The following is a 26,027-nucleotide window of genomic DNA, read 5'->3' on the forward strand; positions in this document are numbered from 1 at the left end:
GTGGGGGAGAATTCGTTTAGCCTGCGATGATATAACTCTTCAATCCATTATCCGGGGCTATAACCAATGCCCGGCATGTTGCCAGGCGCTCGACCTGATTCGGTATTCGTCCTGAAAAATCGAAGAATGTGTCACCTGTACAACGCCAGTAACTCAGTCCCATATCGAGCAACACATAATGTTCACTGCCATCGCTGAAGGTCACGGTCAGTTCACGTCCGTGATCGGTGTTCTGATTATCTCCTGCTAACCATGAGATTTTCCCTGACCAGGCTGGCCCAAGGTAGCCCTCTTCCAGCAACGTGGTCATAACTTGCTGGCGATCCTGCTCATCAAGCCATGCGTTATAGAGTGAATCGTGTTGGCGAGAACTGTACTCTAACTTTTTAACTGAAACAGTGAGTTCGGCACGTTCTGCCAGCCCCTGTTCAACCAATTCCGTCAAAATTTCACCTAACAAACGTACAGTAAATGGGCTATTGAGATAACGATCACTATAATGGACGTGAGTAATTTCGCGTCCATTAGTAAAAACCTTCTTCCAGCCAGCATGCTGCTGAGCTATCAGTGCCCAGAAACGCGAACCAAAACCTTCCACCTGACCGTCAAGTTGTTGGCTGAGATTGATGCGTACCGCCCCGGCGGGCAATGCTGGCAGTAAGTCTTCTGCACTCAAAGTCTGACCCGAGAATGTTTTTCTGGACGCCCCTTTAATCGTCACTACCGGCGATGCCGAGCTTTGTCCCCATAATTCACCGGGCGAAACGGTGGCACTGTCGGCAGCGGCCCACTGTTGGGTTTGCCCCTCACGAGTGACCTGTGCCAGTAAGTGCCCATTCCCTTGCACAAGTTGCGCAGTGTCTATAGATTTCACTTGCAAGCATTCACCCGGTATCGCCGCTAGCGCGGAAAGCTGATGTCTGGTGCTATCAGCTAAGTTTTCCAGCTGCGTGGCAATCAGCAACTCAACATTGCCCCCAGAGGAAGCAAACTGGAGTAACTCTTTAAATAATGGCCATTGCGCAAAACTCCACTGTTCCTGCGACCCAGCAAGAACCAACGAGCAAGAATCATAAACCTCGCTGTTCAGGCATTGCGCAATACGCAAACTGAGTGGGTTGGTTTCAACCCGACTACTTTCTCCGAAGTACTGATATTCTGGCGCGAGATTAAGCCGCTGTAGACGAAGATTAGTGAGCAGGGTTAATGCCTGGTGACGATCTAATTTGCCGACATAATGCTGACTGTCGTAGCTGAGCAAGCAGTGGTGGCAGAATTTATCACAGCTGCAATCGAGCAATTTTCTGGCGTAATTAAAGACATCCGACCAATTATCGATCAATTGCACTGCATAACCCGCACCACCAGCATTATTATCGTAAATAAAGATAGAATATCCAGTGAAGCCATCGATATCGCGCGCTTGCTGTGTCGTCACGCCCAGCTCAGTATTTTCGATACCCAATTTATGCGCTAATCCTTCACGCAAAGCAACCGCAAGGGAACGCGCGGCAACATCATCCCTGATCAGTAAGCCACTATCATCACTGAGTTGCAGCTCAACCATATCTGTACGGCTGCTATATCCCAACCACAGATCTTTATGAACATGACCGTGGCACAATTTATTGTTCCCCTGCCGATCATTACTACCGCCTCTCAACAGGTAGTGTGTATTTTCCTTCTCCGGGTTCTTTAGATTCTCCGGAGTACGCTGGGGCTGGGTTTGAGATTCTGCCCGGCCACAGGAAAGACAAATTGCGTAGCCATGACCAAATTCACCCTCACTAAAGTGGAACAATTCCCCGCTATGACTAAAACGGTAACGTCCGAGTCCAGCATCGGGTAAGGAGACCCATACCGAAGAAGGTACAAGAACACGAGGATCTTTCCAGGGAAGTTGCGCAGGCATGGATACATCATTATGTGCCTGATAACGAATGTCTGTCGCGAAACCGACAGGCTGTAAATGCCGCTTCACATCAAGCTGCTGTATATCTGCCTTGCAGTGGCAACATTCGACAGGCCGGGTGGCGCTGGTCGCTCCCGCGCCGCATTTACGGCAATGCCAGAACCACGGAATATGATGATCGCCAGACAGCTCCTGCCCGCTGGCAAGTACTTTACCAAGCATAATACCCGAGGAACGATATACTTTTCCGCCCAATACCACATCAGCACCAGGAGCATATTCACGTAATGCTGTGGGCAGGTCACGGCTGGGCAGTTTTTCAATGCGGCGAGAAAAGTTTTCTCCCCCTTCATTAGGGTCAGCCTGAGTGGCTTTTATTGCGCGACGTCTTTCCAGTTCATCCGCAGTCAGATAATTGAAATTGACCACGCCAACCGGGAAACCATGACCCGGCAGGAACGCTTCACTGATGAGTTTAGAAAACAGATAAGCACCGCGATAATCACGAAGCTGATAAGTGATTGCTTTGCCTGCTGGCGTTTCTTCCCACGCGCTGTTATCTGCTTTCAACGCTTCGATGTTTTCCAACAGTATGGCAAGTTGGCTTCTCCAACGAGTATCAACCAGCTGCATCATCGTTTGCGTACGAGTCAAGAGCTGTGGCGGCGTCAATGACATCAGTACAGTTCCCTGGGTAAGGCGTTTAAGTTTATCCGCCAGCTGATCGGCCTGATGATTTAACCAATGGAGAAAACGAAGACACTGGCTCTCATCACCTTCAAAGAACCATTTACAACTCAGTTTTGTCGCATCAGGAACTTCAGCCCGTAAAAACGCACCTAAAACCAATGCGTTAACATGCCGCTGAACAATACTACTGCTACCAAAACGAACCCGTGGGGCACTCGCAACGGTGTTGAACGCCCAGAGAGGGTCTTTGAATACCTCCATTCCATGCGCGGTGTTTTTACATAACGTAATGGCGGCAGATGCGCTTTCACCGCGACGGCCAGCACGGCCAGCACGCTGCAAATAATTCGCCGGAGCCGGAGGAACGTTATTCATCGCGACCAAACTCATACCACCAATATCCACGCCCATTTCCATGGTCGTGGAACAGTTCAACACATTGACTTTCCCTGCTTTAAATTGTTTTTCATTAAACTGGTTCTTCTCTGGTGTTCGCTGCGCTGAGTGTTCCTCCAGACGATACCAGCTATCTTTCAGGGCCAATCGATCACTGCGAGTAGACCATACCCCCTCCTCCCGAGCATGTTGAATGCGTTCATTACATTCCAGCCAGTTCAGGCGCTCTTCTCGCGCCATTTCTCCACCACCAGATAAACGCCAGTGACGCGCAGGAAGCTCAGGCATTTCAATCAATACAGCTTTTTCAGGTGCTATCTCTTTGCTACCTGGTAAATACGGAGAATAACCCAATAAAGTGACATCTAACGCACGGCGAGTATAGGGGCAACGCCAGACTTGCTTTGGACTGTAAAATTCAGCTTGTTGTTTAATGTCCAATTGATAACCCGATTCAAACTGACGCAGGCATGGTCGAATAGCTTCCCAGACCTCATTCATTAAGTAATTAACCAGCGCTTTCCAGTGAGCCTGCTCAGGCTGTATTGCCGGAAAGACAGCAATTAATAGCTTAATGACCCGGTTATAATGACGGTCGCGTATTTGTGGCCAAAGTTGATCACGTTTCTGCCCTTTGTATTTTTTATCTGGCCCCTGCAGCATTTTTACCGGGAAACGTGCTCCCATCCAGCGAGGGTACTCCTCGTTTTCGTAAAAAACGGCACTGTTTTCACGTATAAAGAAATCAAGGGTAATCTTCAATAAATTACGCCATTCCGGTAATTGCTTATCGGGGTCGGGTAATAATGTCTTCCAGTCCTGCGGGCAGGTTGTGACTTTATCAATAAATGGATAGTGAATGGCCACCAGCCCCAGACTTTCGAGGGTCCAAGCATTTTTAGGGCGGCGACCAAACTCACTGTATAAACAAAAATCAGCAAACTGTTGTTTAGTAAGCTCAAGTCCAGACAAGTCTTTAAAACTGCCTCTCATTCTGTCCGCAAGATCCACACTGCCAACAAGTTGTTCAGACAGAGTTTGCCACGACATGGTTTTCTTCTGCTGATTGCCTGAATTGACGAGGAGTATTTGCATTGCTTCAGCATGTTCCTGACTTAAGGAACTAACCATCGGCTCGATAATTCTAAGCGCCTGAACGTCTGCTGGGCTAAGCTTCTCATTCGAAACCATCGCTTTTCTCAGTGCGTCGATGGAATTTTTTAACGGAGGGATAGAAAACTGGGTAATAAAACTCTCTAACAATGCACAATGTGCCGGACTGAGCTTTACTGATGGCTCATTAATATTTGCCAGTTCCTGATAACAAAGGGTTCGTAACGTAGCTTTATCTGCGTCCTGCTGTAATCGGGCAGAGATACGGGCGGTTCCCTGACGTGAATCCGTAAAGGTGAGCAAACGTCGACCATTAAACGGTCCTAACTGCTCTTCTCTTGTTTGCGGTAAAGGCGAAAATTCAAGCAGAGTAGGAATAATTTCATTTAAAAAAAAGGGTGCACCGAGTCGAAGCGGACGGAACAAAGGATTATTTTTCCGTTGGGTGTCACCACAACAAACACAAGCAAAGGAATTATTGCGTCCCTCACCTCGAGATTCAGGTCTTAGCAGATTTATCTCATAGTGCTTTTGCGCCTCGCGGTCGATTTTACCCGCCGTCGCTTCCTCCAGTGAAATGATATATTTTTCACCATTGCTCGCTATAAGACGATCAAATTGGGAGTTATTTTCTAATTCGTTGTTATCTTCATCTTCAGAATAAACATCGAGATCAAGAGCAAACTCATCCTCTTCGGCAGCAGCAGGTTGCGCCACCAACCAGCTCGTTCCATCACCGCGCACTTCCTCCTTGGCAGACAAATAAGCTGAACCACACCCGGAGCAACGTAAGATTTCAAATACAGGCGCACCACATTCACAATATTGGCGTTGTTCAAACCATACCTGACCAAATGGCCAGTCACTCTCACCTAATTCACTCGCTTTATGTGCGCATTGTTTATTTGAACATGCCCATAGGCCCGCGAGTGTTCGGATAAACCCATGCATACGTAATGGCGTAAAAGCTAGTGAAAATTTAGATTCACCCTCTCGCGATTTCGCCATCAGATCGAGAAGCTGCAGCAGCTCACGGTGATTAATGTCTGGCCAGGTTCTTCTGGCAACATTGAGCAATTCACTCAAACGTACCGCCAGGCGTCCGGGGCGAGTTAACGCCTGACGCAATTGCTGGGCCACACGGTAATGGCACAGCTGTTGGTAAAGTTCCTGAGAACTTAGTGAGTTAAGAGGGTAATGCTGCCAACTTACTGATTTAGTGTATGATGGTGATTTTAAGGTGCTTGCGTGGCTTCCATTTCCATCAGATGTCCTTCCTGCTCCGCTACTGAAGGCGTGGTGCGTAACGGCAAAAGCACTGCCGGACATCAGCGCTATCTCTGCTCTCATTGCCGTAAAACATGGCAACTACAGTTCACTTACACCGCCTCTCAGCCCGGTACGCACCAGAAAATCATTGATATGGCCATGAATGGCGTCGGATGTCGCGCCAGTGCACGCATTATGGGCGTTGGCCTCAACACGGTTTTACGTCACTTAAAAAACTCAGGCCGCAGTCGGTAACCTCGCGCATACAACCGGGCAGTGATGGGATTGTCTGCGCTGAAATGGACGAACAGTGGGGCTACGTCGGTGCTAAATCACGTCAGCGCTGGCTGTTTTACGCGTATGACAGGATACGGAGGACGGTTGTGGCGCACGTCTTCGGTGAACGCACTCTGGCCACACTGGAGCGTCTTCTGAGCCTGCTGTCGGCCTTTGAGGTCGTGGTATGGATGACGGATGGCTGGCCGCTGTATGAACCCCGCCTGAAGGGAAAGCTGCACGTTATCAGCAAGCGTTACACTCAGCGCATTGAGCGACATAACCTGAATCTGAGACAACATCTGGCAAGGCTGGGACGGAAGTCACTGTCGTTCTCAAAATCGGTGGAGCTGCATGACAAGGTCATCGGGCATTATCTGAACATAAAACACTATCAGTAAGTTGGAGTCATTACCCGGTAATTGGACTGCCTGCAAATCTGTTCTTCTCTACTGGTATTCCGGTATGTATTCTGGTGCTGAAAAAATGTAAAAAACCTGACGACGTATTATTCATCAATGCTGCCGAATACTTCGATAAGGGTAAACGGCAGAATCAGATTTCGTCTGATCATATTAAAAAAATCATTGATACTTACAAGTTCCGTAAAGAAGAACCACGATACGCGCGTCGCGTTAGCATGGAAGAAATCGAAAAAAATGATTTTAATTTAAACATCTCACGCTATGTAAGTACGGCTGAGGCTGAAGAAGAAATCAAACTTTCTTCAGTACATGCTGAGTTGGTTTCTCTGGATAACCAGATAAAATCAGCAACTCAAAAACATAACGAATTTCTAAAAGAGTTAGGCTTACCTCTTTTACCGTAATTCGCGCCGTTTTATTTTCATGTTAATAAAATGCCCTTTTCATTGCGACAAGGGCATTAAAACTCATTGGTATTAATTATTACTACACCCAAACGATCTGTTCCCGTCATCAAAGATCTTGCTTTTCACTTTGGTGAGATAATCAATCCGGTTCAGTAAATCGCCGGGATAAATATCATTGAGAATATCATCACGGTTCAGGGTATATTTACCATTAGCAGGGTACTGCACCAAGTGCTGCCCCTCTTCGGGAGTCAGGTTTAATGCGCTACACCATGCTGATGTAATCATGGTTCTTAGCGTATCTTCATCCAGATTAAAATCCCCTAAGTGGTAGTAAGCATCCTTGTTCAGAAACAGAAATACGTGAAAATGACGCTTACCATTCTGGGTAAATTCCCTCACCCACGCATAGCGGAGCGTATTCGGGTGTACCCGTTTACCTTCTTTACGCTTGCGCTGTTCATCTGCTGCCAGTTTGGCTTTCAGTGAATTGGTAAATCTTGATATAGCTCCTGAATCAGTATTCGCGATACAGGAAATGGTATCACCATTATCCAGAATAACCGGGTCATGCAGATCCACGCGTATTGCCAGTGTACGTCCGTGTTCTTTAACAGCTTTATTAATAACTTCGATAATTCTTTCTTTGTATGACTTAACATGACTTCCATACTCGCTATCGTAGAGGTTCATAATAATTTATTCCTTGATAGATAGCAGTCATCGCATTACTGGTATGGCTATTAGTATGGTGGATATACAGATATTGTTAATGACAGTACAATATAATAACTATCCGACACTTAATTTCAGGCAAAGAATAGCCACAGCCTGCGATGACTGATTAAAAGTTACTCTGTAATTAGTTACAGTAATGACTGTTTAATAAAGTGATTATTCCGTCTTGTCTTTGCTCTGTTCGTTATATAAAACCATCGACAGGTTGTATGAAAATGGTTTTCCCTCTTTTCTCTGCCCGTATTTTATTTTGCGAATAAAGTGTACTGAGCAGTTCATTCACTTTACTCCGGTTCCTGAACCGATTCGGGCCATATTGCAGGATGGTTGTCTTCCTGATATACGGCACCACACACCTGTAGCAATAATCTTTTATCCACGAGTAAAGTTCGTCTGCTTCTGAACTTACCAGCAGCAACGTCTGGGGTTTAGAGAAAATTCTCACATACTCATCCACATACCAGGCGATTATATCTACTGCGGCTTCCACGGCAGTAAGGGATATTTCTCCTTCATCGCCGTTGAAGTAATGCAGCAGTGCGGCGATCCTCGCCATATTCTCCGCCATTTTAGAAGCATAATCCTTAAAATCAGACAGGAAGCCAATCAGCCCCATTTCTGACTCGACTTTGTTATAAAATTCGAGCCAGCGTTTTTCTGCTTCGGGAGAGAAACGCAGACACTGACGCTCATTTTCCTCATTTCTGGCAATGCTCTCGTTAACAATGTCTATCAGTCGTTGATGAAATACCGGCAGATGCTCACTTGAGACAACCGGACTGGTAATTTGTCTGTAGCCCTGTGTTGAACCCGGTTGACATATCAGACATCGGGCGAAGAATCCGATCCCTTTCGCGGCATCGCCTTTTCGTTCCAGATACCCTTTTTTAAACACATCAGGCTGAATCATCAGCCCCAGCGTCATTCTGGCATCTTTGATTAATTTATCTGGCTCGCTTTTTCTTTCCACGGGAAACATTGCGCCATCCCACATTTTATTGATGAAAGGCAGTTCATTCAGCGCGTAGCCGTTAAAAATGGTGCCAGCTTCATCAGACATAAGCCCGATGGACCGCCAGCGTCCACAGAGAGAGTCTTTCATCGCCGCAGGTGTGGCATCGTTGTATATCTGCCTGAACCTGACCGGTGCTTTCGGGGACGCGGCCAGTAGCTCTTTCAGCCGTTCATTCGTTGTGGAGTGATCTTTATTACGGCGAATATCGGATTTCAATTTTGACATCAGGGCTTTCTTTTCAATATTAAAAACCGTTTCTTCATTCCTCCAGACAACCAGGTCCTGGGTATATTTTTCAAACCATTCTTCTTCCAGTTGATACAATGGCTTCATCAGTAGTTTGTCCACAGTGCTTTTGCGTTCACCAGATTCCGCCAGAGTCAGTAAGAAAAGCGAGACCGGACTGCGCAGATTTTTCAGTCGGCACACATCAATCCGGTTCTGGCAGGCAAGTGAAATAACCCCCAGTACCGATGCGGCAATCAAAGCCTGAGGAGCCTGCGTGTGCTGTTCCACTTCATATACCGCATTTCTGATGATCTGCGGGAACACATGCACAGGGAAAGGACGACCACACAGCATAGATACCTCTTATTCAGTTAACGTTTAAAACGATTCCCCTCACATTGCTATTCCGCTATTAATGGAAGAAATAGCAGGATGAACACGGGGCATTTAAGGAAAAAACAAAAAAATAAATAAAAAAACCTAAGGTTAACGATAATTGATCCAACAAAGCAGGTCACTTAACAGCCATCCGCAGGATTTCAGGCCGATAGACTTACGCTGTGGAAACTTTCCAACCTGTTCCAGTTTCCACGCGGTAGAGCGGGAAATGGACGTGATACGCTGGCGTTCCCGTTCACGCACCAGACGATCACCATGCTCGCCGTAATCACGCAGGATTTTCAGGCGTTCTTCCGGGGTGGGGGTGATAAATGTTGTACTCATACTGCCTCCTTTGTTTCAGTGGGGGCAGTATGTCGCAGATGGGTAACTGAATGACAGCAGCGGACACCTTATTAAGGTGTTAGCGCTTATTGCGGGGATTAATGCGGTTGCTGTAATTCTCGATTCAACTGGCGTGCCCACTTATTGATGATTTTCCATCTTTAAAGTGGACGAAGCGCCATTATGGCGATTTATTACCAGCGGGAGAGGGTCTATTGATTTTCATTCTCAATACGTTTTATCCACTTAGCGATAGTGTCATCACTGAATGAGTCACTGAATCCATATTTTTTGGATGCCACAGTAAGCATCTCCGCCATTTTTGAAAAATTAACCTCACCATTGCCATCAAGATAATGCTCTTTCAGCATGACATACAGGGCTATTCTTTCTGGCCTAGAAATGCGGGTTTGTTTTTCTTTTTTCACGCCGGGCATGCTTTCTACACTTTGTGGTGACAATTCATTTGCATCAAAAAACAGTTCTGATTTATCTCGAAAAACTCCACTTGGAAATATCAAATAATCCCTATCATCTTTACCATATACCACAATCGCACCTGCAATATTATTATTTTCTCTGACAGTATCCATATCCGTTAGCACGTAATGGTCTTCAGCAAAACGAGTCACTGGCGTAGCCTTTACCCGCCAGTAACCATGTGCATGCCCATTGTAGGTATAACGACATATCCCCAAATCACCTTCCAGAAGTCGAGATTCAATTTCTGCATCTTTCTCCGGGTAAAACTGCCTTATTTTAAACTCTGGCATTTTTTCATGCTGATAATAATCCATGCCTGATTTAATTTTCCTCTCCCAATCTTTAAGAAGAAATTGGCCTCCACCAAGGTACCTGACGATCTGGCATGGCAAAGCATCCAACCGAATGTAGAGTGGAACTTTATGATCAAGCCAATCATTCAGTAAATTTTCAGACATGATATGGCACTTTTCAGATGCCATTGCCAAAGGGTAAAAATCGGGCCGCTTTAATGTCATTCGACTTGTCGTCCTGTGTGGCGCTTCGCTGCTTGCGCTATATGTGCTTTATATATTGATTTATATAACTGAAAAGTGGCATTCAGTCTATGCCTTGCAAGCAGCCCCGTTACCCTCTAAAATTTCCGGATTAACTTAAGAGAACACAGCATCATGAAGAAAACACCTGTAACAAAAGCCCAAATCTATCGTGCCGTTGCCAGCTCAACCGCGATCGAAACCGGTGTTTCTGTGCAAAAAATTGAGCAGCAACTGAAACAAAATCAGGCACAGGCGAAAGCCGTTGGCCTCGCCCGCTAGTCTGGCAAGATATCGTTCACCAGTTGTATCATGGGGCTGTAGTTCCCTGACACGCCTGCCTGTATTGCCTTGAAGTAAAACGCCTTGTGCTCATCCCACAGGCTGTAATCAAGTAAGCCCTTCCCTGCCAGAACCGACAGCACATCGCAAAGTAGCCGCGACAGACGCCCGTTACCTTCTCTGAAGGGGTGGATCAAAATAAACTCCACATGGCATACGGCCAGATAACTTATCAGCTCCAGACGAGCCAGGGATTTGAGTTCACCAGACCGAGAAAGAAACTGCTTCTCGAAGCCATCAAGCAGCAGCGGAATCCTGTCGGCAGCCGCAAACTGAAAACCATCCTTAGTCAGGTTAGCGTTACGTAGCCTCCCTGCCCAGTCGTACACATTCCCCAGCCATTGACGATGCCAGCCGCTGATATGTTCAAAAGCCAGCTCAGCAGGCGGCTGGCCTTCGATAAATAACTGCTCATAAAGCATCAACAACAAGCCAGACTCCAGCGCCTCCATTTCCTGCTCATCAACTATCCCCAATTTATTGGCAAGCACCAGGTCGTTAGAGCCTGGCTGATAACGCTCTTCCGCTGAATTAAGCTCATATTTTGACAACCCCTTACCTCCGCCCAAACAGGTTCACAACGTTGTTTTCCTGCTGCCGCTGATAGTTGTTAACCCGGTCTTCCCAGATCTCAAGCGCCCTACGCTTTTCAGGCAGGTAATCATAACGGTCATAATGTTTTGAGCTGACGTCATTCAGAGCATGGTTCTGAATACGGTCCCGGATCTCTTTGCTGATCCCCGCCTCCCCCATCAGCGTTTTACAGGTGCGGCGTAAATCTCGTGCGGTGAAAACTTTAAACTCAGGATTAAAGGCACGAAAATACATGATGGAACGCGCCAGGCTATCAGTACGTACCGGACGCTCACCGTTAGTTGATAGCGGGAAAATATAGGGACTGTTACTTTCCTTAGTCAGTTCTTTCACTGAGGCTAATTCCTGTAGCGCCGATTCAGTCAGCGGGATCAGGTGTTCGCGCTTGTTTTTCGATACATCGGCTATGACCAGTAACGTCTTTTGCTGCCAGTCAATCGCGCTCCACTGGCTGGCAATCATTTCAAACGGTCGCTGCCCACCAGCATAAACACAAAAGCGGATAAGATGCTGCATCAACGGTCCTACGTTGGTGGACTCTGCAAACCGCTCCATGACAAAACGAAGCTCTTCCAGCGTTAACCATGTATCACCCACTTTTTCCGCCGAAGACTGCTTCGGTATAGCCGAGACCGGGTTAACTTCAAGACCGAACGTGATACCCACACTGGTATTCATCGGATCGTTATCGGCTTTCAGACCGTAGTTAAATGCCGCCATCAGGTAGGAACGAATCCGGTTTGCATGGACCACAGCATCACGCTGGATAATGCCAGACAAGATTGTTTTGATCTGTAACGGCGTGACATCTTTCGCTTTGGTTTCGCGAGGAATGACCGAATAACACTCTTTTTCAAGACGCTTCAGCACATCGGCCCAGGTACGCTTGTTGTCGAGTTTCATCTTGTTAACATAGCCATGCACCAGTTCTTCAAACGATCCCTGCGAACGATGTAGCTGCATGATGTGCTGTTCGGCCAGGCGCTGTTGTTCAAGCTCTTGCTGGGGATCTTTTCCTTCAACAAGCCAGGCACCATACTTTTTCGCCAGATCATTGGCCGTCACCAGTTTCATCTCAGGCCAGATGCCCAACTGGATGAATTTCTCTTTCTTCCCTTTCTCAACGTAGTAACGGAAATAAAAAACCTTGCTACCTGAAGGCTGAACTTTGACGCCAAGCCTGCCGGTACCGCGCTGAGCGCTGTTGCTCCACACGTAGTACGACGTGCTTTTTGTCTTCAATCCGCGTATAGCAGTCTCGGTAAGATTAGCGGCCATGAGGTTACCTTTCTGAGGATAAGCGTTACCTGACCCAATGCCCATTTTGGGTCAGGTAATGGGTCAGGTAAGGATAGTACAATGAGGAAATAAGAGAACCAATCAGAAACAAAAATTACTTTGTAACTAGTTGATTATTAACAATTAAAAATACAAATAGAGGCAATGGCGAACAATTAGAAACATGCTGATTTTATGACTCATAATCGCTTGGTCGCTGGTTCAAACCCAGCAGGGGCCACCAAATAAAACAAGGGCTTACGTTAAAAACGTCAGCCCTTATTTTTTGCCAGGATATTTATAGGATATTTTGCACAGGTCACTATAGGTACTAATGGTGAACAAAATAAATTTTGTTATTTCGCGGGTGTAAAAAAATTACTAAGCGGGCCGTAGCCGCTTTTTAACCGCCTGGCGATTCTCTGCCCCCCTACCCCACGCGAACCGGAAACGTCCTCAACGCGCTCCAGACCGCACCACGCGTCGCTTTAACGCTATAACCAGCCATTTAACCTGAAACGGCTCGCTTCTATTTCCAGTTGGATCAATTGCAGGGCATTTCCGGTTAGCAAACACGTTTAAGCCGCGCCGCATCTGTATTCTGCACGAAACGGAACCGGAAACATCCCAAACAGAAAAATGCCAAAACGAGCTCCTTTTTGCAGGTGCGCGTCCCTTCTCTTACAACTCTCGTTTGGCTTTATTCATCATGAGTAGTCCCAGCATGCACCTTCAGTTCAAGTATTTAATTGAGGATGGTTTACAACTATCAGAATGATTTACTGAGCTCAATAGCATCTCTGATTTCTTCTGTCTGAGCAGGAAATTTCCCTTCAGCCTCAATACGTTCGAGTTTGTTCAGCAGCAACTCATCACCACCGAACATATATCCAACATCGCTTAGTTCAAGAACCAGGTAATGCCCATGCGAACTGGAAATAATATGGTTACGCAGGCTTAGTACCAGCGTCAGAAAATCTTCATCACTGGCAGAGTGTTGCGTGATCCAAGCTTTCAACGCTTCCTCGCCAGCAATATCCCTCCATGCCCATACAAAGCTTCTCAGTGATATCCCTACGGGAAGTTGAGACATACGTTTATCGCCATTTATACGCTTATAGAAATGACTCCGAACCTGTTCCAGCTCTTCGTTGGTTAGTATACGTTCCTGCTCTGGCAAAACCCGATTTCCGGCCAGTCCGTTTTGCCATAATAAATGGCGTATATAATCTGCAATCCAGAATAATGATTCTCCCTTAACTGTTAGGGACAAAAGAAGCTCAATTGCCTTATCACGATTAGCATCAAGCATTTGTTTCAGGAATCGATCGACAACCCGCTTTATATCCAGATCATGCGGGGAAAACCAGCGATTTCGCTGCCGATAACGAGCAATGATTTCATCTCCAAAATGAAAAAAGAAGGTCAGCATACCAGCACAATCATTCTCAGAACGCGTGTTAATCATTGGCCAGGTTAGCTGGCTCAGGATATGCTCAAACCAGGTACGGGAGGAGATACCGTTACTGTTGATACGCGACAGCAGCTCTTCAGCCAGAGCAGAATACGTTTCTGCAGAACTCGCCATATCGAAGAGATGATTAAAGTAGTCAGGTGGCAGAACATTCTGCGGAGAGGAAAAAGCAAAGTAATATCGCCAGTAAGCTCCACTTCCCAGCCGGCGTTTTGTCGTCATTTCCGCCTTTTCTTCATCCGGAATTTGTCCGAACAGGGACAAATTTTCGACGTTATATCCTGAGATACCTGGTATCAGTCTGCGCAGTGAAGTAGCTGACTTCGCTTGGGATGATTTAAAACGTGCGAGACATGCCCCGAGTTCTTCTGTCAGCGTCCTCTTTTCTTCCTCACTGACGCTGCCGTCACCAGACTCAACCACAGCCCGTTCTGTCAGGTACTCCTCTATCCAGTTGTACAACGCATTATGGGTAATATGAATGAGCTGCAGAAAGCACAGATCAGGCAGATAAACATAGTCACGGATTCCACTGTACCTAAAAGCCAGTCCGCTCAGTGCCAGCTGTACTTCACGCGGCGTCTTCAGACTGGCACCGTAGGTATCTGTCACCAGTGACAGGTCGCTGATAATGCTTTGATCCGGCTCAGTCCCATTGACTGACTGGTATAAACTTACGGCTCCGGCATGAAATTCACGCCTGAGATCAAAAGCTTCCGGACGCGGCAGCGAGAAGGAAATCTGGACAATCTTTTGTAAGTACAAGTCTCCGTCGGCCACGCCAAGTCCATTCTGAATGGCCTGAGCCAGCACGGCTCGGTCATAGCACATAAGGTAGCGAAAGCGTGGAAAATCAGCGACGGATTTGACCAGGCGAATGACCTCAATAGCCTGCGCCGGCTCCAGCCTGTCCAGGTCATCAAGTAGCACGATGAAGCTGAGATCGAGAGCAACAATTTTTTCCGCAATTTCTGTTCGTAATTCAGCCGTCGTTTTTCCTCTTCCCTTCAAGTCAGCTTCAGAAAGGGCTTTAAGTAACCCGTTGGTATTAGGTATTCCGGGGAACAATGCCGCAATCTCCGCTGCCGGAGCCAAATGGCGAGCTGTTGCCTGTGTATACCGCAGTACGTTGCCTGCGGTTTCTGTCAGTTGTTTTTTCTTCTTTAAGCTGCGACGTTGAATGGGTGAAAGGCGTCGTTCTTCTTCCCGGGCTATAATGGCGGCTACAGGAATGAGAAGGCTTTCAACTGTGCTGTTATTACCACCGTCAAGCCAGGGTGAAATGGAAAGTACAAACGTATTATCCTCCCGCTCTTCTTCCAGTTCGTTTCGAAGCAGGTTAAGTAAGCTGGTTTTCCCGGAACCCCATGAACCTTCAATGCCGATAACGGCACAGCCTTCTCTCCCTACTCCCATGACAGAACGGGCCAGTTGTTGCGCCACATGACGAAAGCCGTATCGATCCTCATCAGGATGGCTGACTGGCCTGTCCGGCATTACAGTGTCGGTCGGGTGTTTTTCTTTCATACTCAGAGGTCTCCGTATAGGTAGAGCAGTCCGATTAGAGCCTCCTTAAGGAAGCTCGCCTGAGATTTCATTGTGAGTTTTCCCAGCCCAGCATCTCAAACGCTTCAGGATAGAGTACATACAACGCGAGCAGGCCCAGCACTTCAATGAAGCTCAGCCACCCGTATGCCCTAAAAAGTCCTGACAGTTGGTCAGCCGTTACCTGCCTAAGGTAACAATGGGGTAAATTCGCCACGAAAAATCTTAAAGCCCCAGGCTTTTTTTAACTAGCTCACCCACTATCGGCCAAATAACTGGCTGTAAAGCACTCCATGCAGGGCCACATACCTTCTCTAACAGGCTCTTTGCTTCTTTAGCATTGCCTTCATTCGCTTCGTTAATGACCTTTTCAAGATCAGAGCGCTGCTGAGGGTTCACCACCTGTCCCTGACTCTCCAAAATAGAAATTAACTTAGCGACAATTTCTGAATCCGTCCCATTAGTGATGGCCATTGATTGATTAACTCTCTCACCTGCAGCAAGCTGAAGATTCTCGAACTGCCCACCAGAAATATGAATATTATTTACCACTCGCTGCACTCGCTGAGGTCGGTTAGGAGATTTACGCGATTCTTTGTAACCATTTTCGGTCAGATAAGCATACTCACGCTTACTCACAGAACCAATGAAGATCACCCCACTACCAAATGAGCTTGGATCAATAATTTCCATTGGCCCAGTTTTGATTAAACGAGCTTTCTCTAAATCTTTAAACGCTACCTCAAAATCTACTTTGGTAATGTCATCTACATTGCATACTGCGGTAGCCAGCGCTTCAATCTTGGGCCCAATATAACCATCTTTAAGATCCTGTGCACTCAACCCTCTATCGGTAAAATCTGCTAAAAGAGTACCCAGAATTTGTTTTGCTGCTTCATCTAATTGTCCGGCCATTTCTATTACCTTATGATTGATTAGTCATTGCAATAAATATGGTCTTTCCCTAAATAGCAACTAACGAACTTAACATTTTCAGTAACCTGTAAGCTAATTCACACTTTGAGTTTGCTCGCTCTGATAAGTACCGATGCACTCGGCTGCCAGCTTTGGAAGTCGTACACCAACGCTGGCGGTCCGGTACCACATTCTGGCCACTTTGGTACGGATCCTTTCTATCTGATAATCCGGCACCTGCGGGTAAGTTCGGTTGATGACCAGCGATAAACCGTCCAGAATTGGGGATATTTCTCCGGCCAGCCGGGAAAGCGTACAGATGCTAAACTCCGTGTCGATAATCTTCCCGTTCTTACGTTCGGTCTCCAACCCCTGCATATCAACTTGGGCATTAGTCAGTCGAATCCGTGCCTTAAGCAATTTCTCGTCGGTGAACTGGATGTTTCCATCTACAATACGCCAGGTAATTTTTTCATACTGCAGACTGATGCTTTCAACATGGTTCATTTTATCGTTACCCGCTAACTTCAGCAGTTAACATCGGTAATTTTACCATTAGCGCTGTCTACCGGCAGGTTAATTCCGTGACTTAATCCGATGATTTCTATACTTCCTTCACGATCCTGCACATCTACAGAACCTTTAATGTCTGCACCACCGTCATCTTTAAACCACATATATGGAGGGATTGGCATTTCATTTGCTCCTTATTTTTTTAACAAGTTTAATCACTGTTATATAAATAACTGCTGCCATAATGAGTACAGAGAAAAAATCAATGTAAAAGCAAGCATCGTAAATTGATTCTGCGTTTACATCACCACTCATAAACTGGGCGAGATTTCTTGCAAGATCGTGGCTTATATAAACCTCAGCGGGGCCAAGTGTCCGGGCGATAGCAAACGTGATAAAAATAAAAAATGCCACTTTGGCAACCCTACGGGCAAGTGTTTTTATAGTCACTGGCTACTACCTCAACCCAACCGCGAGCCATGAGGGACCGCATACAAGGAACCTGCACAGGCGTTGTATTCATCAACGCATTTCTGATTAGTGCATAATCTGAGTTATGAGCAATTGTTATACAACCCTCAGATGCAGTTCCCGGATGCAGCCTGAACAACCCCCGATGAACGCCATCAACCCATGCACCGTCATCAATCCCCCAGTCGTCCCTGTACAGGGCAAACCATTCATCACGCCCAAATGCAGCACCATGACGTATCTTATTCCATGCATCCTGTATTTCAGATTTTCTCTGTGAAAAGAATCCTCCAGAACCACGTTCCACAATCCAGTATTTACCCGGCGGCAAGGCCCATCACCTTTCATAGCCCCACATGCCCCTTTGTTCCGGTAAATTCCATTACCAGAAAACGCCATAAAAACCCCGACGCCATACAGATTTAAAGGGGAGTAATCTGCACCATTCAATAGCAGCTTTCCATTTAACGCCATAAATACTCTATATCCTTATAATGTATCAGGTTAATGGTACTGCTTTTCTGTTCTGTGCCCCAAAGTAAAATGTGATTTGTTGTGATATAAAACATCAACACATCCTTAAAATTTCTGCGCATTTACGTTGTAACGATTTAGTTTATGATAATTTCTGTTTCCCGCTCCGCCCGCAGCACCCCTGCCATCAAGCTATCATCAGTCCAGTATCATGTATCACTCCCCCTCAGCTATCTAATTTAATTATTTAAGCACGCCAGACATTCTTTATTTTTATGGTGGTTAATAATTCCACGCCATTTATTACATACTTACACTATCCACAGGCGTAACGTTTTTCCTGTCAAGTTAACAAGGAAGCGTTAAAAATGCCGTGGAATAAAAAAGCCGCAGTAAATTATGCACAGCTACACGCCCAGGGGAAAAGTACCCATTATTGCGCCAGATTCGTCTGCAACGCTGTCAACGCTGGTGGTATTCACCTGACCTGCGCAAATGCGAAAGACCTTGGGCGGCATCTCGCTGACGCCGGGTTCTATGAAACCCATGACCTGCTTCAGGCCGGTGATATTGCGGTTATTCAGGGTACGCAGCATCACCAATATGGTCACGTCTGTATATTTGATGGCCATCAGTGGATCAGCGATTTTCGTCAAAAGACGATGTACCCGGGCGTCGAATACCGCGCCTTAAAGCCTTCGTTTATTATTTATCGGCATGATTAATATGACTCGTATCGCCTGTCTTCTGCTTTTGGCTACTTCGACGGTAGCCGCCTCGGAGAATACTGCGCCGCAGGACGCTGCCGTTGAGTTTAATCGCTGGTATCTTAGCCAGGTTACTCAAAACATTGCCCCAGATTATGCCAACAATGTAATGCAAAAATACGTAACTACCGCAACGCTAGGAAAATTACGCCGCGTCAACGAACAGGAGCGCCAGTCGGGCGAACAGCTTTATGACGCCGATTTTTTTATTAAGTCGCAATATATCGGTGATGACTGGTCGAAAAATATAGCCGTTCTGTCCGCTGATGCCGATCCAGTTTGTTTCAACGTTCAGATTGCATTTGGAGCGAAGCAGGAGCATGTAGTGGCGGATTGTATGATTAAGGAAAACGAACTGTGGAAAATTCAGTCAGTGACAAATGTTAAATAAAAAAGAGCGTCTCCCGACGCTCTTTTTTATTTATATCCAGTTACATCCCGTTGCGCACCCCTGCGGCATCCGCGTTCTTCGCCTTCGCCACAATAAATCGTTCGACGGATTCCATTGTCACAAAGGTGCAACTGCAGTTTACATTGGTGCACTGGTGATAGCGCTCTTTGGTATTTTCACTTAAATAACGGCTGGTTCTGGCGTGTGCAGAAGAACGGCACTGCGGGCAATGAAACATATTTTCTCTCCCTCGGTGAGCTGATGGAAATAATTATCCCACCGTTTTTCGCCATCCAGAAACGTTATTCACCCTTCGCTAATACTTTCCTCATATTCAATATTATCCAGTAATGCTTCCAGCACCACCTTCGTGGTAAAGCCGCGATCGCTCAGGCTGTGCTCGATATTTTTGATGGTCCAGGTCTGGGCATCTATCACGCGCTTGAAGCCGCTGACCGTTACCGGCGTTTCCGGATAGAGGTCGGCGCGGCCCATCGCCAGGTTGATGCTGAACGTGGCGGCAGAGCGCTGCAGCGCGTCCCACTTCGCTTTGGCGGCGCGCACCGCCTCCTCTTTGCTGTTAAAGCTGTCGGTGAGGACAAAAGCGTTAGCCGGCTCGCCCATAATGTAATCTTCGCGTTTGCCCTGCCCGTCCGGCAGCGGTGCCTGCGCGCGCGGATGCGCGACGCTGGCAGCGGGTGCCGCTGTCGGCTTGCGCTGCAGGGTAACGCTGCTCGCCTGCGACTCGGGTGCGGCGGTATTGAGCCAGCTGGCGATAACGCCGGTATAGGCCATGCGGTCGGCAATGGTGAAGGCGTGGCTGTCGCCGGCGCGGCGCGTGATAGACAGCGGCGCGATTGATTGCCCGCTTACCGTGGTTCCCCGCCCCGGCTGCAGGAACAGCACGCTGCCGTTTTTTATCGTTGCCTCGGCGCCATTTTTTCCGGCCAGCCGGGTGAGAAAGGCGATGTCAGACTCCATCGACTGGTCGATATGCGCGATAGCGATATCCGCCAGCGCCGACGCCACCGCCGATTTCAGCCCGTTGCGCGCGGCCACCAGCCCCACCAGCGCACTGAGCGTGGTGTTGTGATAAGAGGCTTCGCGCTTGACGTTAAGCGACCCGCGAAAATCAGCGCTGTGGGCTTTAATCGAGACCCGGTCCGGCGCGCCGCTGAAGGTCACACCATCCACGGTAAAGGTGCCTTTATCAATCAGGCCACTTCCCTTCCAGCCCAGCGACAGAGCCAGCACCGCCCCCCTGGCCGGTAGCTCAACCATGCCGTCGCTGTCATCAATCTCCAGCGTCAGCGTATCGGCGTCAAAGGCCCGGTTGTCGGTCAGGGTCAGGCTTATCAGGCGCTCGCTGACGTTGCGGGTAATGTCTTTCCCGGAGAGCGTCAGCGTGAAATCCGGTGCCAGCGCGGCTCCGGCATCGGCCAGCGTCAGGTCAATCACAGCACGCCTCCCGTTACCGTCGTGACCATCCCTTTCGCCTTACCGATCATCTCTTCGGCCTGCTGCTGCAGATCGCCAAGCTGGGCGCTGAACGGCGGGTCGACGCGGATCAGCGACACCGTAAAGTCGGTTTTGCGGGCGCTGCCGTTGCTCATCAGCTCTGAACCGTTCTCGGTAACCTTATCAATCACGTACAGGCCATAGATAAAACCGCTGCCGTCAATCAGCGGCCACGCCCGCCCCTGCTCCGCCATCAGGCGCAGCGCGGACAGCGACAGCGTGCTGCCGGTCAGCTCCGGATAAAGCGCACCGCTCAGGACGATGGTCTCCGCGTCCGGTCCCAGATACTGATAACCGGCGCGGTTGCCGACGCGACTGCCGGACGGCCAGCGATAGCCCACGGTGCGCTGCGCGCTTTGCAGGGGCAGCGTGCGGGGCATAAACACAAACATGCCTAACGCGAACATCATGATCCCATCTCCTTACACGTCATATTGCATACTGGCCTGCTTACGCATCTGGCGCTGCTGTTCATAGCGCTCCAGTTCGCTACGTATGCTCTGCACCACGTCAGCGGTGGTCAGGCCGGTGCCGGATACGTTGATGTTGTAGCTGTGCTGGCTCTGGTCAACGCTGGTACGGCTGGTCGGGGCCGTCGCCGCCTGGTAGCGGGTATAGCCCTTCATCTCACCGGTGGGCGTCAGATAAGATACCGGCGCCGGGGCACCGACCTTGTCCGCCGCCTCCTCAATCGCGCCGGACTCTTTTTTGACCACGCCCAGCTTCTCCAGCACCCAGCCAATGCCGCTGCGCAGGGTGTTAAAGGCCTTAAGCGGGGGCAGCAGCGCATCCGCCAACGACTGACCAAACAGCACACCAACATCCCGGAAGCTGTTCAGCGCCTCTTTACTCATCTGTACCGGTTCCAGCAGATCGGACAGCCACTGCCAGATGCCGCCGATGGCCTCCCCCACTTTGCCGAACAGCGCAATCTGCGGGCCAAACGCCGCCTGCACGCCTTCCCAGATGCCGGTGAAAAGCCCACCGAGGAAGGCGCTGACCGGCTCCCAGTATTTGTACAGCAGCAGCGCGACGCCGACGATGGCGGCACCAATGGCCACTACCGGCAGGGAGATCGCGCCGATGGCCGTCGCCATGATGCCCCCGGCAATGCTGAACACCGTGCCGAGGGTGCCCGCCGCGGCAATGATGATGTTGATACCGGTCATCACCGGCCACACCACCGCGCCCATCGCGCCGATAAACCCGGCCACGCCCACGACCGCCGCAGCGATAATGGCGAGGGTGCTGGTCAGGGTCTGATTGTCGGCGATCCATGTCCCCAGGCTCTGTAACCAGCCGGTGGCGGTCTGCACCAGTTTGCGCAGGGACGACTCCTGCCCGGCAAAAATGTCGATGCTGATGGACTCGTAAGCCGCTTTGAGCTGCGCGATATCCCCCCCGAGGCTGTCCGGGGCCGCGCTGACCCCTGGCGCGGCGGCAGTGGGATAGCGGGCTTGCAGCTGGCTCAGGGTGCCGTTGTTAACCGCGGCCATCACCACGCCGGCGTTGGTCGCCTGCGAGTCGTGGTTGGACAGGGTCATGCTGCGCACCAGCGGCATCAGCGTTGCGATCGCGGCGGCATCGCTTCCCCCCTGCGCCATCACCAGCTGCGCGCTGGTCGCGTCGGCGGCGGTGGTTGCCCCGGAGGTGCGGGCCTGCTCGCGCAGGGTGCGGAGTTCCGGCGCATCCTGAGCAAGGCCCAGCTCAGCCTGCAGTGCAGCCTGCTTCTCGGTGAAGTCATAACCGGGTTTCAGCAGTGCGGTACCGGCGGTCACTCCGGCCGACACCACTTTCATGCCGGTATCGCTCACGCCGCTGATACGCTCCGCCCGGGCCTGGCCAGCCTGATAGCGCTGTTTCACGGCGTTGAGCTGCGCCTGCTGGCGCAGCACCCGCGCCTGAACCTCATGCTGGCGTTCAAGCTGGACGGTGGTATCGCGGATCGAAGCGCTGAGCCGCGCCCGCGTGCTGGTGAGGTTGCGGGTGCTGATACCGGCCTGCTCCAGCCCCTGACGCTGGCTTGCCAGCGAGCGTTGCAGGTCGGCGGCGTGCTGGTTCAGGGTGCGGATGTTATTCCCGGAGGCGGCCATCGCGTCCCACAGTTCCGCCGCAGGCTGTTTGCTGCTGTGGAAGGTGTCTGCCAGCGCCCGGCTCTCGCGGCGGGCGCTCTGCAATGCAGTTTCGGTGCGGGCAAGCTGCTCGCGGGTGCGCTGAAAGCTCTCCACGTCTGCCAACTGCTGATGCAGGCCGCGCAGGCTCTGCCCGATACTGCGAATATCGCCGTTGAGCGAGGCGGTCGCCGCCTCGATGGATTTGAACGGCAGCGACGCCTGACCAACGGCCCTGAGCAGTGCGTCAATGTTTGCGTTACTCATTGGTATTTCCGCTTCGCTGTAGCGCCTTCTCGCGCCAGGTGATGAGCTCAGTCAGGCTCAGGGGATAAAGCTCAGACGGCGGCCAGTGAAAGATGACGGCGATATCCGCCATCAGATCGTCCACCGTCAGGGTTTTCGGCAGGGTTACTGCGCCGAGTTCGGCGACAAAAAACCTACCACCTTGCCAGCGAAGGCCAGCAGATCCGGCCAGGCCAGCTGCGCCACGTCCTGCTCGGTCAGCGTCGGGGTGGTCATGCGCGGCAGCACCTTAATCAGGGCATCCACTTCGGAGTTGGCCAGCGCTGCCAGGCCCACGCCGCGCAGAGTACCGGCGTTCGGCTGGGTAAGCGTCACGTCGCTGATGGTCAGTTCGCCGCGAACAATCGGCTGCGTCAGAATGACGGTGTTTTCGTTCTGCATGGAGTTCTCTCTGTGCTGAGGGGAAAAATAACCGGCCAGGATCTGGCCGGCTGACAGTTACAGGCCGATATTGCGACGGTGCTGGGCCAGACGGTCCACGCCGTTGATGATCTCCACCATGTTGACGGTGTCGATCTCCACCAGGGTTTTGCCGTTGATGGTCAGCTTGTAGTAGGTGCAGACCGCCGCGATTTTCGCCTCGGTGTCTTCGCCCGGCTTCGCTTCCCCGGCGTCGATTTCCTTCAGACGACCGCGCATCACCACTTCAACCGGCACGATCTCGCCGGTATCGTCGCGCTGATAGGAGCCGGCAAAGCGCACCGGCACCGCGTCCGCGCTCACCGCGCCGTACAGCGACCAGATGGCCTCATCCGGGAAGCCGCCCAGCGTCCACTCGGTGGAGAGCGCCTCATCGTCCAGCCCCAGATCCACCGGGGCGACGCCGTTCATGCCGCCGCCGCGGTAGTTCTCCAGTTTGCGGGTCAGCTTCGGCAGCGTGACCGCTGTCACTACACCCAGATAGCTGGTGCCATCCAGGAACAGGTTCATGTATTTAAGCTTGCGCGGTAATGCCATGGGTCAGCCTCCTTAGCTGTTGTTGACCGAGGTGACCAGGTTCGCCAGGTACTTGTCGGTAATGCGCTGGCGCAGGGTCAGGTTTTCCAGCGGCGGCACGGGGGTATAGTCGTAATCAATCACCAGCTTGCCAGCCTTGAGCGTAGCTTCATCGTTGGCGCTCTCATCGAACCAGCACTGGGCGTCGATCAGGTAGCCGTTGGATTTCAGCTCGCGGAACTTGGCGTTAATGCCGTCGATGATGTCGCGGATCAGCGTGGCGGTAACCGGCTTGTCTACTGCCCACATGTGCGCATCGGCCATGGTGTCGGCAATCACCTGCGCGGTACGGGTGTAGTTTTCAAACAGGAACAGCGGATCGTCAGAGCAGGTGCGGTTGCCCCAGAAGCGGAAACCGTCCTTGCGGATAAGCGTGGTGACGCCCGCTTCGTTGAGCAGATCCGCATCGGTGCCGGGCTCCTGCAGATCCCAGAACACCGAGGCGCTGATGCCGGTCACGCCATTGACGCCGACGTTGGACAGGGTTTTGTGCCAGCCGGTGGACTGGTCGATGGCCGCACGCAGGCCGAGCGCGCGGGCGGTAGCGAACGCCGTTGCGCTGGCGTTAGTCGCGGTGTCCCACGCCAGGAAATCTGGCCAGATCACCATCAGCTCGCGCTGGCTGAAGTTGGCGCGGTAAGCGATGGCTTCCGACACGGTTTTACAGCCCCAGGCGCTGACGTAGCCGAACGCACGCAGCTTCTGGCACACCGAAGCCAGCGCGGTCGCCACTTCCTGCGTATCGAGACCCGGCACGCCGAGAATACGCGGCTTCACGCCGGTCACCGCTTCGGCGGTGAGCAACGCTTTCAGGCCGGTATAGCTGCCGTTCGCGTCGGTGGTCCCGATGACGTTAGAGACGGTCTGGGCGAACGCTGCCTCAGCATCCTCACCGCTGCCCTCTTCCACGCGCACCACCACGGTGACGGGTTTGGACTGGTCGGCAATCGCCTGCAGCGCCGCACCGAGGGTGCCTTTTTTACCGGCTTTGCCAATCGCGCTCTGCACGTTGGTAATCAGCACGGGCTGGTTTAAAGGGAAAGTCGCCGCGTCAGCATCGCTGGCCGTACAGACCATACCGATAATTGCCGTTGAGACAGTTGAAATGACGCGCGTGCCGTCGTTAATTTCGACGACCTGGACGCCGTGGTGAAAATCACTCATCCGGTTCACTCCATCGTTAAGGGGTGAGTCCATTTTCACGTCTGGCACCGTCTGGCGCTATTTGTCAGGGTTGGGAAAGGGATGGCACAACGGGGGGGGCGGGCCCGGCGTTGCCGGGAACCGGCGTTGCCGGGAACCGGCGGTACAGGGTTGAAAGGCCAATATCGAACAGGATCGCCACGCGCTGGCGCGATTCGCCGGCGGCCAGCAGCCTGCCCACCTGCGCCCACTGCGCCTCGGTCAGCTTCGGGCGACGCCCGCCAATCCGCCCCTGCGCTCGCGCCGCCGTCAGCCCGGCCCGGGTGCGTTCGACAATCAGCTCACGCTCCATCTCGGCGAGGGCGCCCATGACGTGAAAGAAGAAACGTCCCATCGGGGTGCTGGTATCAATGCTGTCGGTGAGGCTGCGAAAATTGACGCCGCGCAGCCGCAGCTCTTCAATCAGGGTCACCAGATGCCGCATGCTGCGCCCGAGCCTGTCCAGCTTCCACACCACCAGGGTATCGCCCTCGCTGAGCATGCGTAACAGCTTCTTAAGGCCGGGCCGTTCAGCGGTCTTGCCGCTGATTTTATCCTCGAAAATCAGCTCACATCCTGCGCACTCCAGCGCATTTCGCTGCAGCGCGGTGTTCTGGTCGTTTGTTGATACCCTGACATAGCCGATAAGCATACTACTCCGCCCTTCGAAAAAGGCGTAAGCATGCCACGAGTGCGGGAAAGTGGGGTAATTCGGGTGAGAGAGTGGGTTCTTAAAAACCTTGGTTTGGGGGAAGGCTCCGCGCTGCCGGTGGGTGTGCCGGTACCGTGGCCATCAGCCACCGCGCCAGCAGGTTGGCTGAAATATAACGGTGCGGCATTCGATAAAGCGCGTTATCCAAAACTCGCTGCGGTTTATCCCAGTGGAGTATTACCCGATCTGCGCGGGGAATTTATTCGTGGCTGGGATGATGGTAGGGG

The 26,027-nt window shown here is 50.7% G+C and carries 24 protein-coding genes and 4 pseudogenes; 6 read left to right on the forward strand and 22 right to left on the reverse strand.

The features are described 5' to 3' along the window. Window positions 1-16: 16 nt before the first annotated feature. Window positions 17-5,302: pseudogene (locus ET34_RS0101490) on the reverse strand (helicase-related protein); the annotation flags it as partial. Between the two features lie 57 nt (window positions 5,303-5,359). On the opposite strand from ET34_RS0101490, the gene ET34_RS0101495 reads away from it, so the two are divergent. Together ET34_RS0101495 and ET34_RS0101500 are read left to right on the forward strand one after the other, a co-directional pair. Then, window positions 5,360-6,057 (forward strand): IS1 family transposase gene (locus ET34_RS0101495; RefSeq protein WP_236633800.1). Its coding sequence is split into 2 segments (ribosomal slippage): window positions 5,360-5,609 and window positions 5,609-6,057, totalling 699 coding nucleotides; the frame shifts between segments, so codons are not numbered across the junction. Between the two features lie 26 nt (window positions 6,058-6,083). Continuing rightward, window positions 6,084-6,485, forward strand: coding sequence for an N-6 DNA methylase (locus ET34_RS0101500; protein WP_269077673.1), 402 nt, complete (start codon window positions 6,084-6,086; stop codon window positions 6,483-6,485). Window positions 6,486-6,557: 72 nt separating this feature from the next. On the opposite strand, the gene ET34_RS0101505 is transcribed toward ET34_RS0101500, so the two are convergent. The 4 genes from ET34_RS0101505 to ET34_RS0101520 all read right to left on the reverse strand — a co-directional run bounded on the left by ET34_RS0101505 (window position 6,558) and on the right by ET34_RS0101520 (window position 10,193). Beyond that, complete coding sequence (locus ET34_RS0101505) at window positions 6,558-7,181, reverse strand: inovirus Gp2 family protein (RefSeq protein ID WP_031518877.1); 624 nt, start codon at window positions 7,179-7,181, stop codon at window positions 6,558-6,560. Between the two features lie 229 nt (window positions 7,182-7,410). Beyond that, complete coding sequence (locus ET34_RS0101510; protein WP_031518878.1) at window positions 7,411-8,823, reverse strand: YfjI family protein; 1,413 nt, start codon at window positions 8,821-8,823, stop codon at window positions 7,411-7,413. 132 nt (window positions 8,824-8,955) lie between these two features. Further along, window positions 8,956-9,192 (reverse strand): helix-turn-helix transcriptional regulator, encoded by a 237-nt coding sequence (locus ET34_RS0101515; RefSeq protein WP_031518881.1) that lies wholly within the window; start codon window positions 9,190-9,192, stop codon window positions 8,956-8,958. Between the two features lie 212 nt (window positions 9,193-9,404). Continuing rightward, window positions 9,405-10,193: a hypothetical protein gene (locus ET34_RS0101520; protein WP_031518882.1), complete on the reverse strand. Its 789-nt coding sequence runs from the start codon at window positions 10,191-10,193 to the stop codon at window positions 9,405-9,407. A gap of 153 nt (window positions 10,194-10,346) precedes the next feature. Between ET34_RS0101520 and ET34_RS22415 the strand changes: the two genes are divergently transcribed. Further along, window positions 10,347-10,493: a hypothetical protein gene (locus ET34_RS22415; RefSeq protein ID WP_089591852.1), complete on the forward strand. Its 147-nt coding sequence runs from the start codon at window positions 10,347-10,349 to the stop codon at window positions 10,491-10,493. On the opposite strand, the gene ET34_RS0101530 is transcribed toward ET34_RS22415, so the two are convergent. The 8 genes and pseudogenes from ET34_RS0101530 to ET34_RS20765 all read right to left on the reverse strand — a co-directional run bounded on the left by ET34_RS0101530 (window position 10,490) and on the right by ET34_RS20765 (window position 17,817). After that, window positions 10,490-11,104 carry a Fic/DOC family protein gene (locus ET34_RS0101530; RefSeq protein WP_031518884.1) on the reverse strand — a complete coding sequence of 205 codons (615 nt, stop codon included), beginning with the start codon at window positions 11,102-11,104 and terminating at the stop codon, window positions 10,490-10,492. The two genes, ET34_RS22415 and ET34_RS0101530, sit on opposite strands and share 4 nt — an antisense overlap. A gap of 4 nt (window positions 11,105-11,108) precedes the next feature. Further along, window positions 11,109-12,425 (reverse strand): tyrosine-type recombinase/integrase, encoded by a 1,317-nt coding sequence (locus tag ET34_RS0101535; protein WP_031518886.1) that lies wholly within the window; start codon window positions 12,423-12,425, stop codon window positions 11,109-11,111. A 769-nt stretch (window positions 12,426-13,194) separates the two neighbouring features. Continuing rightward, entirely contained in the window at window positions 13,195-15,426 is a 2,232-nt protein-coding gene (locus ET34_RS0101540) for a KAP family P-loop NTPase fold protein (protein ID WP_051640435.1), read from the reverse strand. Between the two features lie 243 nt (window positions 15,427-15,669). Then, complete coding sequence (locus ET34_RS0101545; RefSeq protein WP_031518889.1) at window positions 15,670-16,359, reverse strand: hypothetical protein; 690 nt, start codon at window positions 16,357-16,359, stop codon at window positions 15,670-15,672. Window positions 16,360-16,452: 93 nt separating this feature from the next. Next, entirely contained in the window at window positions 16,453-16,737 is a 285-nt protein-coding gene (locus tag ET34_RS22855; protein ID WP_236633805.1) for a terminase small subunit, read from the reverse strand. Between the two features lie 48 nt (window positions 16,738-16,785). After that, window positions 16,786-17,054: pseudogene (locus tag ET34_RS22820) on the reverse strand (Hcp family type VI secretion system effector); the annotation flags it as partial. Window position 17,055: 1 nt separating this feature from the next. Further along, window positions 17,056-17,322, reverse strand: coding sequence for a hypothetical protein (locus ET34_RS0101560; RefSeq protein WP_031518892.1), 267 nt, complete (start codon window positions 17,320-17,322; stop codon window positions 17,056-17,058). Next, a pseudogene (locus ET34_RS20765) lies at window positions 17,297-17,817 on the reverse strand (DUF2778 domain-containing protein). Before ET34_RS20765 ends, ET34_RS0101560 begins: the two are co-directional and overlap by 26 nt. 368 nt (window positions 17,818-18,185) lie before the next feature. Between ET34_RS20765 and ET34_RS21400 the strand changes: the two are divergent. Both ET34_RS21400 and ET34_RS0101575 read left to right on the forward strand, forming a co-directional pair. Next, window positions 18,186-18,542: a CHAP domain-containing protein gene (locus ET34_RS21400; protein ID WP_072001933.1), complete on the forward strand. Its 357-nt coding sequence runs from the start codon at window positions 18,186-18,188 to the stop codon at window positions 18,540-18,542. Between the two features lies 1 nt (window position 18,543). Next, complete coding sequence (locus ET34_RS0101575; protein WP_031518895.1) at window positions 18,544-18,975, forward strand: DUF3828 domain-containing protein; 432 nt, start codon at window positions 18,544-18,546, stop codon at window positions 18,973-18,975. A 40-nt stretch (window positions 18,976-19,015) separates the two neighbouring features. On the opposite strand, the gene ET34_RS21405 is transcribed toward ET34_RS0101575, so the two are convergent. The 9 genes from ET34_RS21405 to ET34_RS0101615 form a co-directional block, all read right to left on the reverse strand. Beyond that, entirely contained in the window at window positions 19,016-19,213 is a 198-nt protein-coding gene (locus tag ET34_RS21405) for an ogr/Delta-like zinc finger family protein (RefSeq protein WP_072001934.1), read from the reverse strand. 68 nt (window positions 19,214-19,281) lie between these two features. Next, on the reverse strand, window positions 19,282-20,433 hold the full coding sequence (locus ET34_RS0101580; RefSeq protein WP_031518897.1) for a phage late control D family protein: 1,152 nt from the start codon (window positions 20,431-20,433) through the stop codon (window positions 19,282-19,284). Next, window positions 20,430-20,903 carry a phage tail protein gene (locus ET34_RS0101585; protein ID WP_031518898.1) on the reverse strand — a complete coding sequence of 158 codons (474 nt, stop codon included), beginning with the start codon at window positions 20,901-20,903 and terminating at the stop codon, window positions 20,430-20,432. Before ET34_RS0101585 ends, ET34_RS0101580 begins: the two co-directional genes overlap by 4 nt. Before the next feature lie 12 nt (window positions 20,904-20,915). Next, the gene (locus ET34_RS0101590; RefSeq protein ID WP_031518900.1) at window positions 20,916-22,871 is read right to left on the reverse strand and encodes a phage tail tape measure protein; all 1,956 of its coding nucleotides are present in this window, start codon (window positions 22,869-22,871) and stop codon (window positions 20,916-20,918) included. Further along, the gene (locus ET34_RS21185) at window positions 22,864-22,983 is read right to left on the reverse strand and encodes a GpE family phage tail protein (RefSeq protein ID WP_051640441.1); all 120 of its coding nucleotides are present in this window, start codon (window positions 22,981-22,983) and stop codon (window positions 22,864-22,866) included. The genes ET34_RS0101590 and ET34_RS21185 overlap by 8 nt, the downstream gene beginning before the upstream one ends. Window positions 22,984-23,015: 32 nt before the next feature. Continuing rightward, the gene (locus ET34_RS0101600) at window positions 23,016-23,291 is read right to left on the reverse strand and encodes a phage tail assembly protein (protein ID WP_031518901.1); all 276 of its coding nucleotides are present in this window, start codon (window positions 23,289-23,291) and stop codon (window positions 23,016-23,018) included. A 57-nt stretch (window positions 23,292-23,348) separates the two neighbouring features. After that, window positions 23,349-23,867, reverse strand: a complete 519-nt coding sequence (locus tag ET34_RS0101605) for a phage major tail tube protein (RefSeq protein WP_031518903.1) — start codon at window positions 23,865-23,867, stop codon at window positions 23,349-23,351. A 12-nt stretch (window positions 23,868-23,879) separates the two neighbouring features. Beyond that, entirely contained in the window at window positions 23,880-25,070 is a 1,191-nt protein-coding gene (locus ET34_RS0101610) for a phage tail sheath protein (RefSeq protein WP_031518905.1), read from the reverse strand. 64 nt (window positions 25,071-25,134) lie between these two features. After that, window positions 25,135-25,740 carry a recombinase family protein gene (locus ET34_RS0101615; RefSeq protein ID WP_051640436.1) on the reverse strand — a complete coding sequence of 202 codons (606 nt, stop codon included), beginning with the start codon at window positions 25,738-25,740 and terminating at the stop codon, window positions 25,135-25,137. 78 nt (window positions 25,741-25,818) lie between these two features. On the opposite strand from ET34_RS0101615, the pseudogene ET34_RS21410 reads away from it, so the two are divergent. Then, window positions 25,819-26,027: pseudogene (locus ET34_RS21410) on the forward strand (phage tail protein); the annotation flags it as partial.

The sequence above is a fragment of the Siccibacter colletis genome, assembly GCF_000696575.1.
Classification (GTDB): Bacteria; Pseudomonadota; Gammaproteobacteria; order Enterobacterales; family Enterobacteriaceae; genus Siccibacter; species Siccibacter colletis.

Bases quoted from the DNA above. Each gene is read 5' to 3' on its own strand.
- ET34_RS0101600 (WP_031518901.1), bottom strand. From the start codon at position 23,291: ATGCAGAACGAAAACACCGTCATTCTGACGCAGCCGATTGTTCGCGGC.
- ET34_RS0101610 (WP_031518905.1), bottom strand. From the start codon at position 25,070: ATGAGTGATTTTCACCACGGCGTCCAGGTCGTCGAAATTAACGACGGC.
- ET34_RS0101505 (WP_031518877.1), bottom strand. From the start codon at position 7,181: ATGAACCTCTACGATAGCGAGTATGGAAGTCATGTTAAGTCATACAAA.
- ET34_RS0101520 (WP_031518882.1), bottom strand. From the start codon at position 10,193: ATGACATTAAAGCGGCCCGATTTTTACCCTTTGGCAATGGCATCTGAA.
- ET34_RS0101605 (WP_031518903.1), bottom strand. From the start codon at position 23,867: ATGGCATTACCGCGCAAGCTTAAATACATGAACCTGTTCCTGGATGGC.
- ET34_RS0101540 (WP_051640435.1), bottom strand. From the start codon at position 15,426: ATGAAAGAAAAACACCCGACCGACACTGTAATGCCGGACAGGCCAGTC.
- ET34_RS0101615 (WP_051640436.1), bottom strand. From the start codon at position 25,740: ATGCTTATCGGCTATGTCAGGGTATCAACAAACGACCAGAACACCGCG.
- ET34_RS0101515 (WP_031518881.1), bottom strand. From the start codon at position 9,192: ATGAGTACAACATTTATCACCCCCACCCCGGAAGAACGCCTGAAAATC.
- ET34_RS22415 (WP_089591852.1), top strand. From the start codon at position 10,347: ATGAAGAAAACACCTGTAACAAAAGCCCAAATCTATCGTGCCGTTGCC.
- ET34_RS0101545 (WP_031518889.1), bottom strand. From the start codon at position 16,359: ATGGCCGGACAATTAGATGAAGCAGCAAAACAAATTCTGGGTACTCTT.
- ET34_RS0101575 (WP_031518895.1), top strand. From the start codon at position 18,544: ATGACTCGTATCGCCTGTCTTCTGCTTTTGGCTACTTCGACGGTAGCC.
- ET34_RS21405 (WP_072001934.1), bottom strand. From the start codon at position 19,213: ATGTTTCATTGCCCGCAGTGCCGTTCTTCTGCACACGCCAGAACCAGC.
- ET34_RS21400 (WP_072001933.1), top strand. From the start codon at position 18,186: ATGCCGTGGAATAAAAAAGCCGCAGTAAATTATGCACAGCTACACGCC.
- ET34_RS0101535 (WP_031518886.1), bottom strand. From the start codon at position 12,425: ATGGCCGCTAATCTTACCGAGACTGCTATACGCGGATTGAAGACAAAA.
- ET34_RS22855 (WP_236633805.1), bottom strand. From the start codon at position 16,737: ATGCAGGGGTTGGAGACCGAACGTAAGAACGGGAAGATTATCGACACG.
- ET34_RS0101590 (WP_031518900.1), bottom strand. From the start codon at position 22,871: ATGAGTAACGCAAACATTGACGCACTGCTCAGGGCCGTTGGTCAGGCG.
- ET34_RS0101585 (WP_031518898.1), bottom strand. From the start codon at position 20,903: ATGATGTTCGCGTTAGGCATGTTTGTGTTTATGCCCCGCACGCTGCCC.
- ET34_RS21185 (WP_051640441.1), bottom strand. From the start codon at position 22,983: ATGGCGGATATCGCCGTCATCTTTCACTGGCCGCCGTCTGAGCTTTAT.
- ET34_RS0101510 (WP_031518878.1), bottom strand. From the start codon at position 8,823: ATGCTGTGTGGTCGTCCTTTCCCTGTGCATGTGTTCCCGCAGATCATC.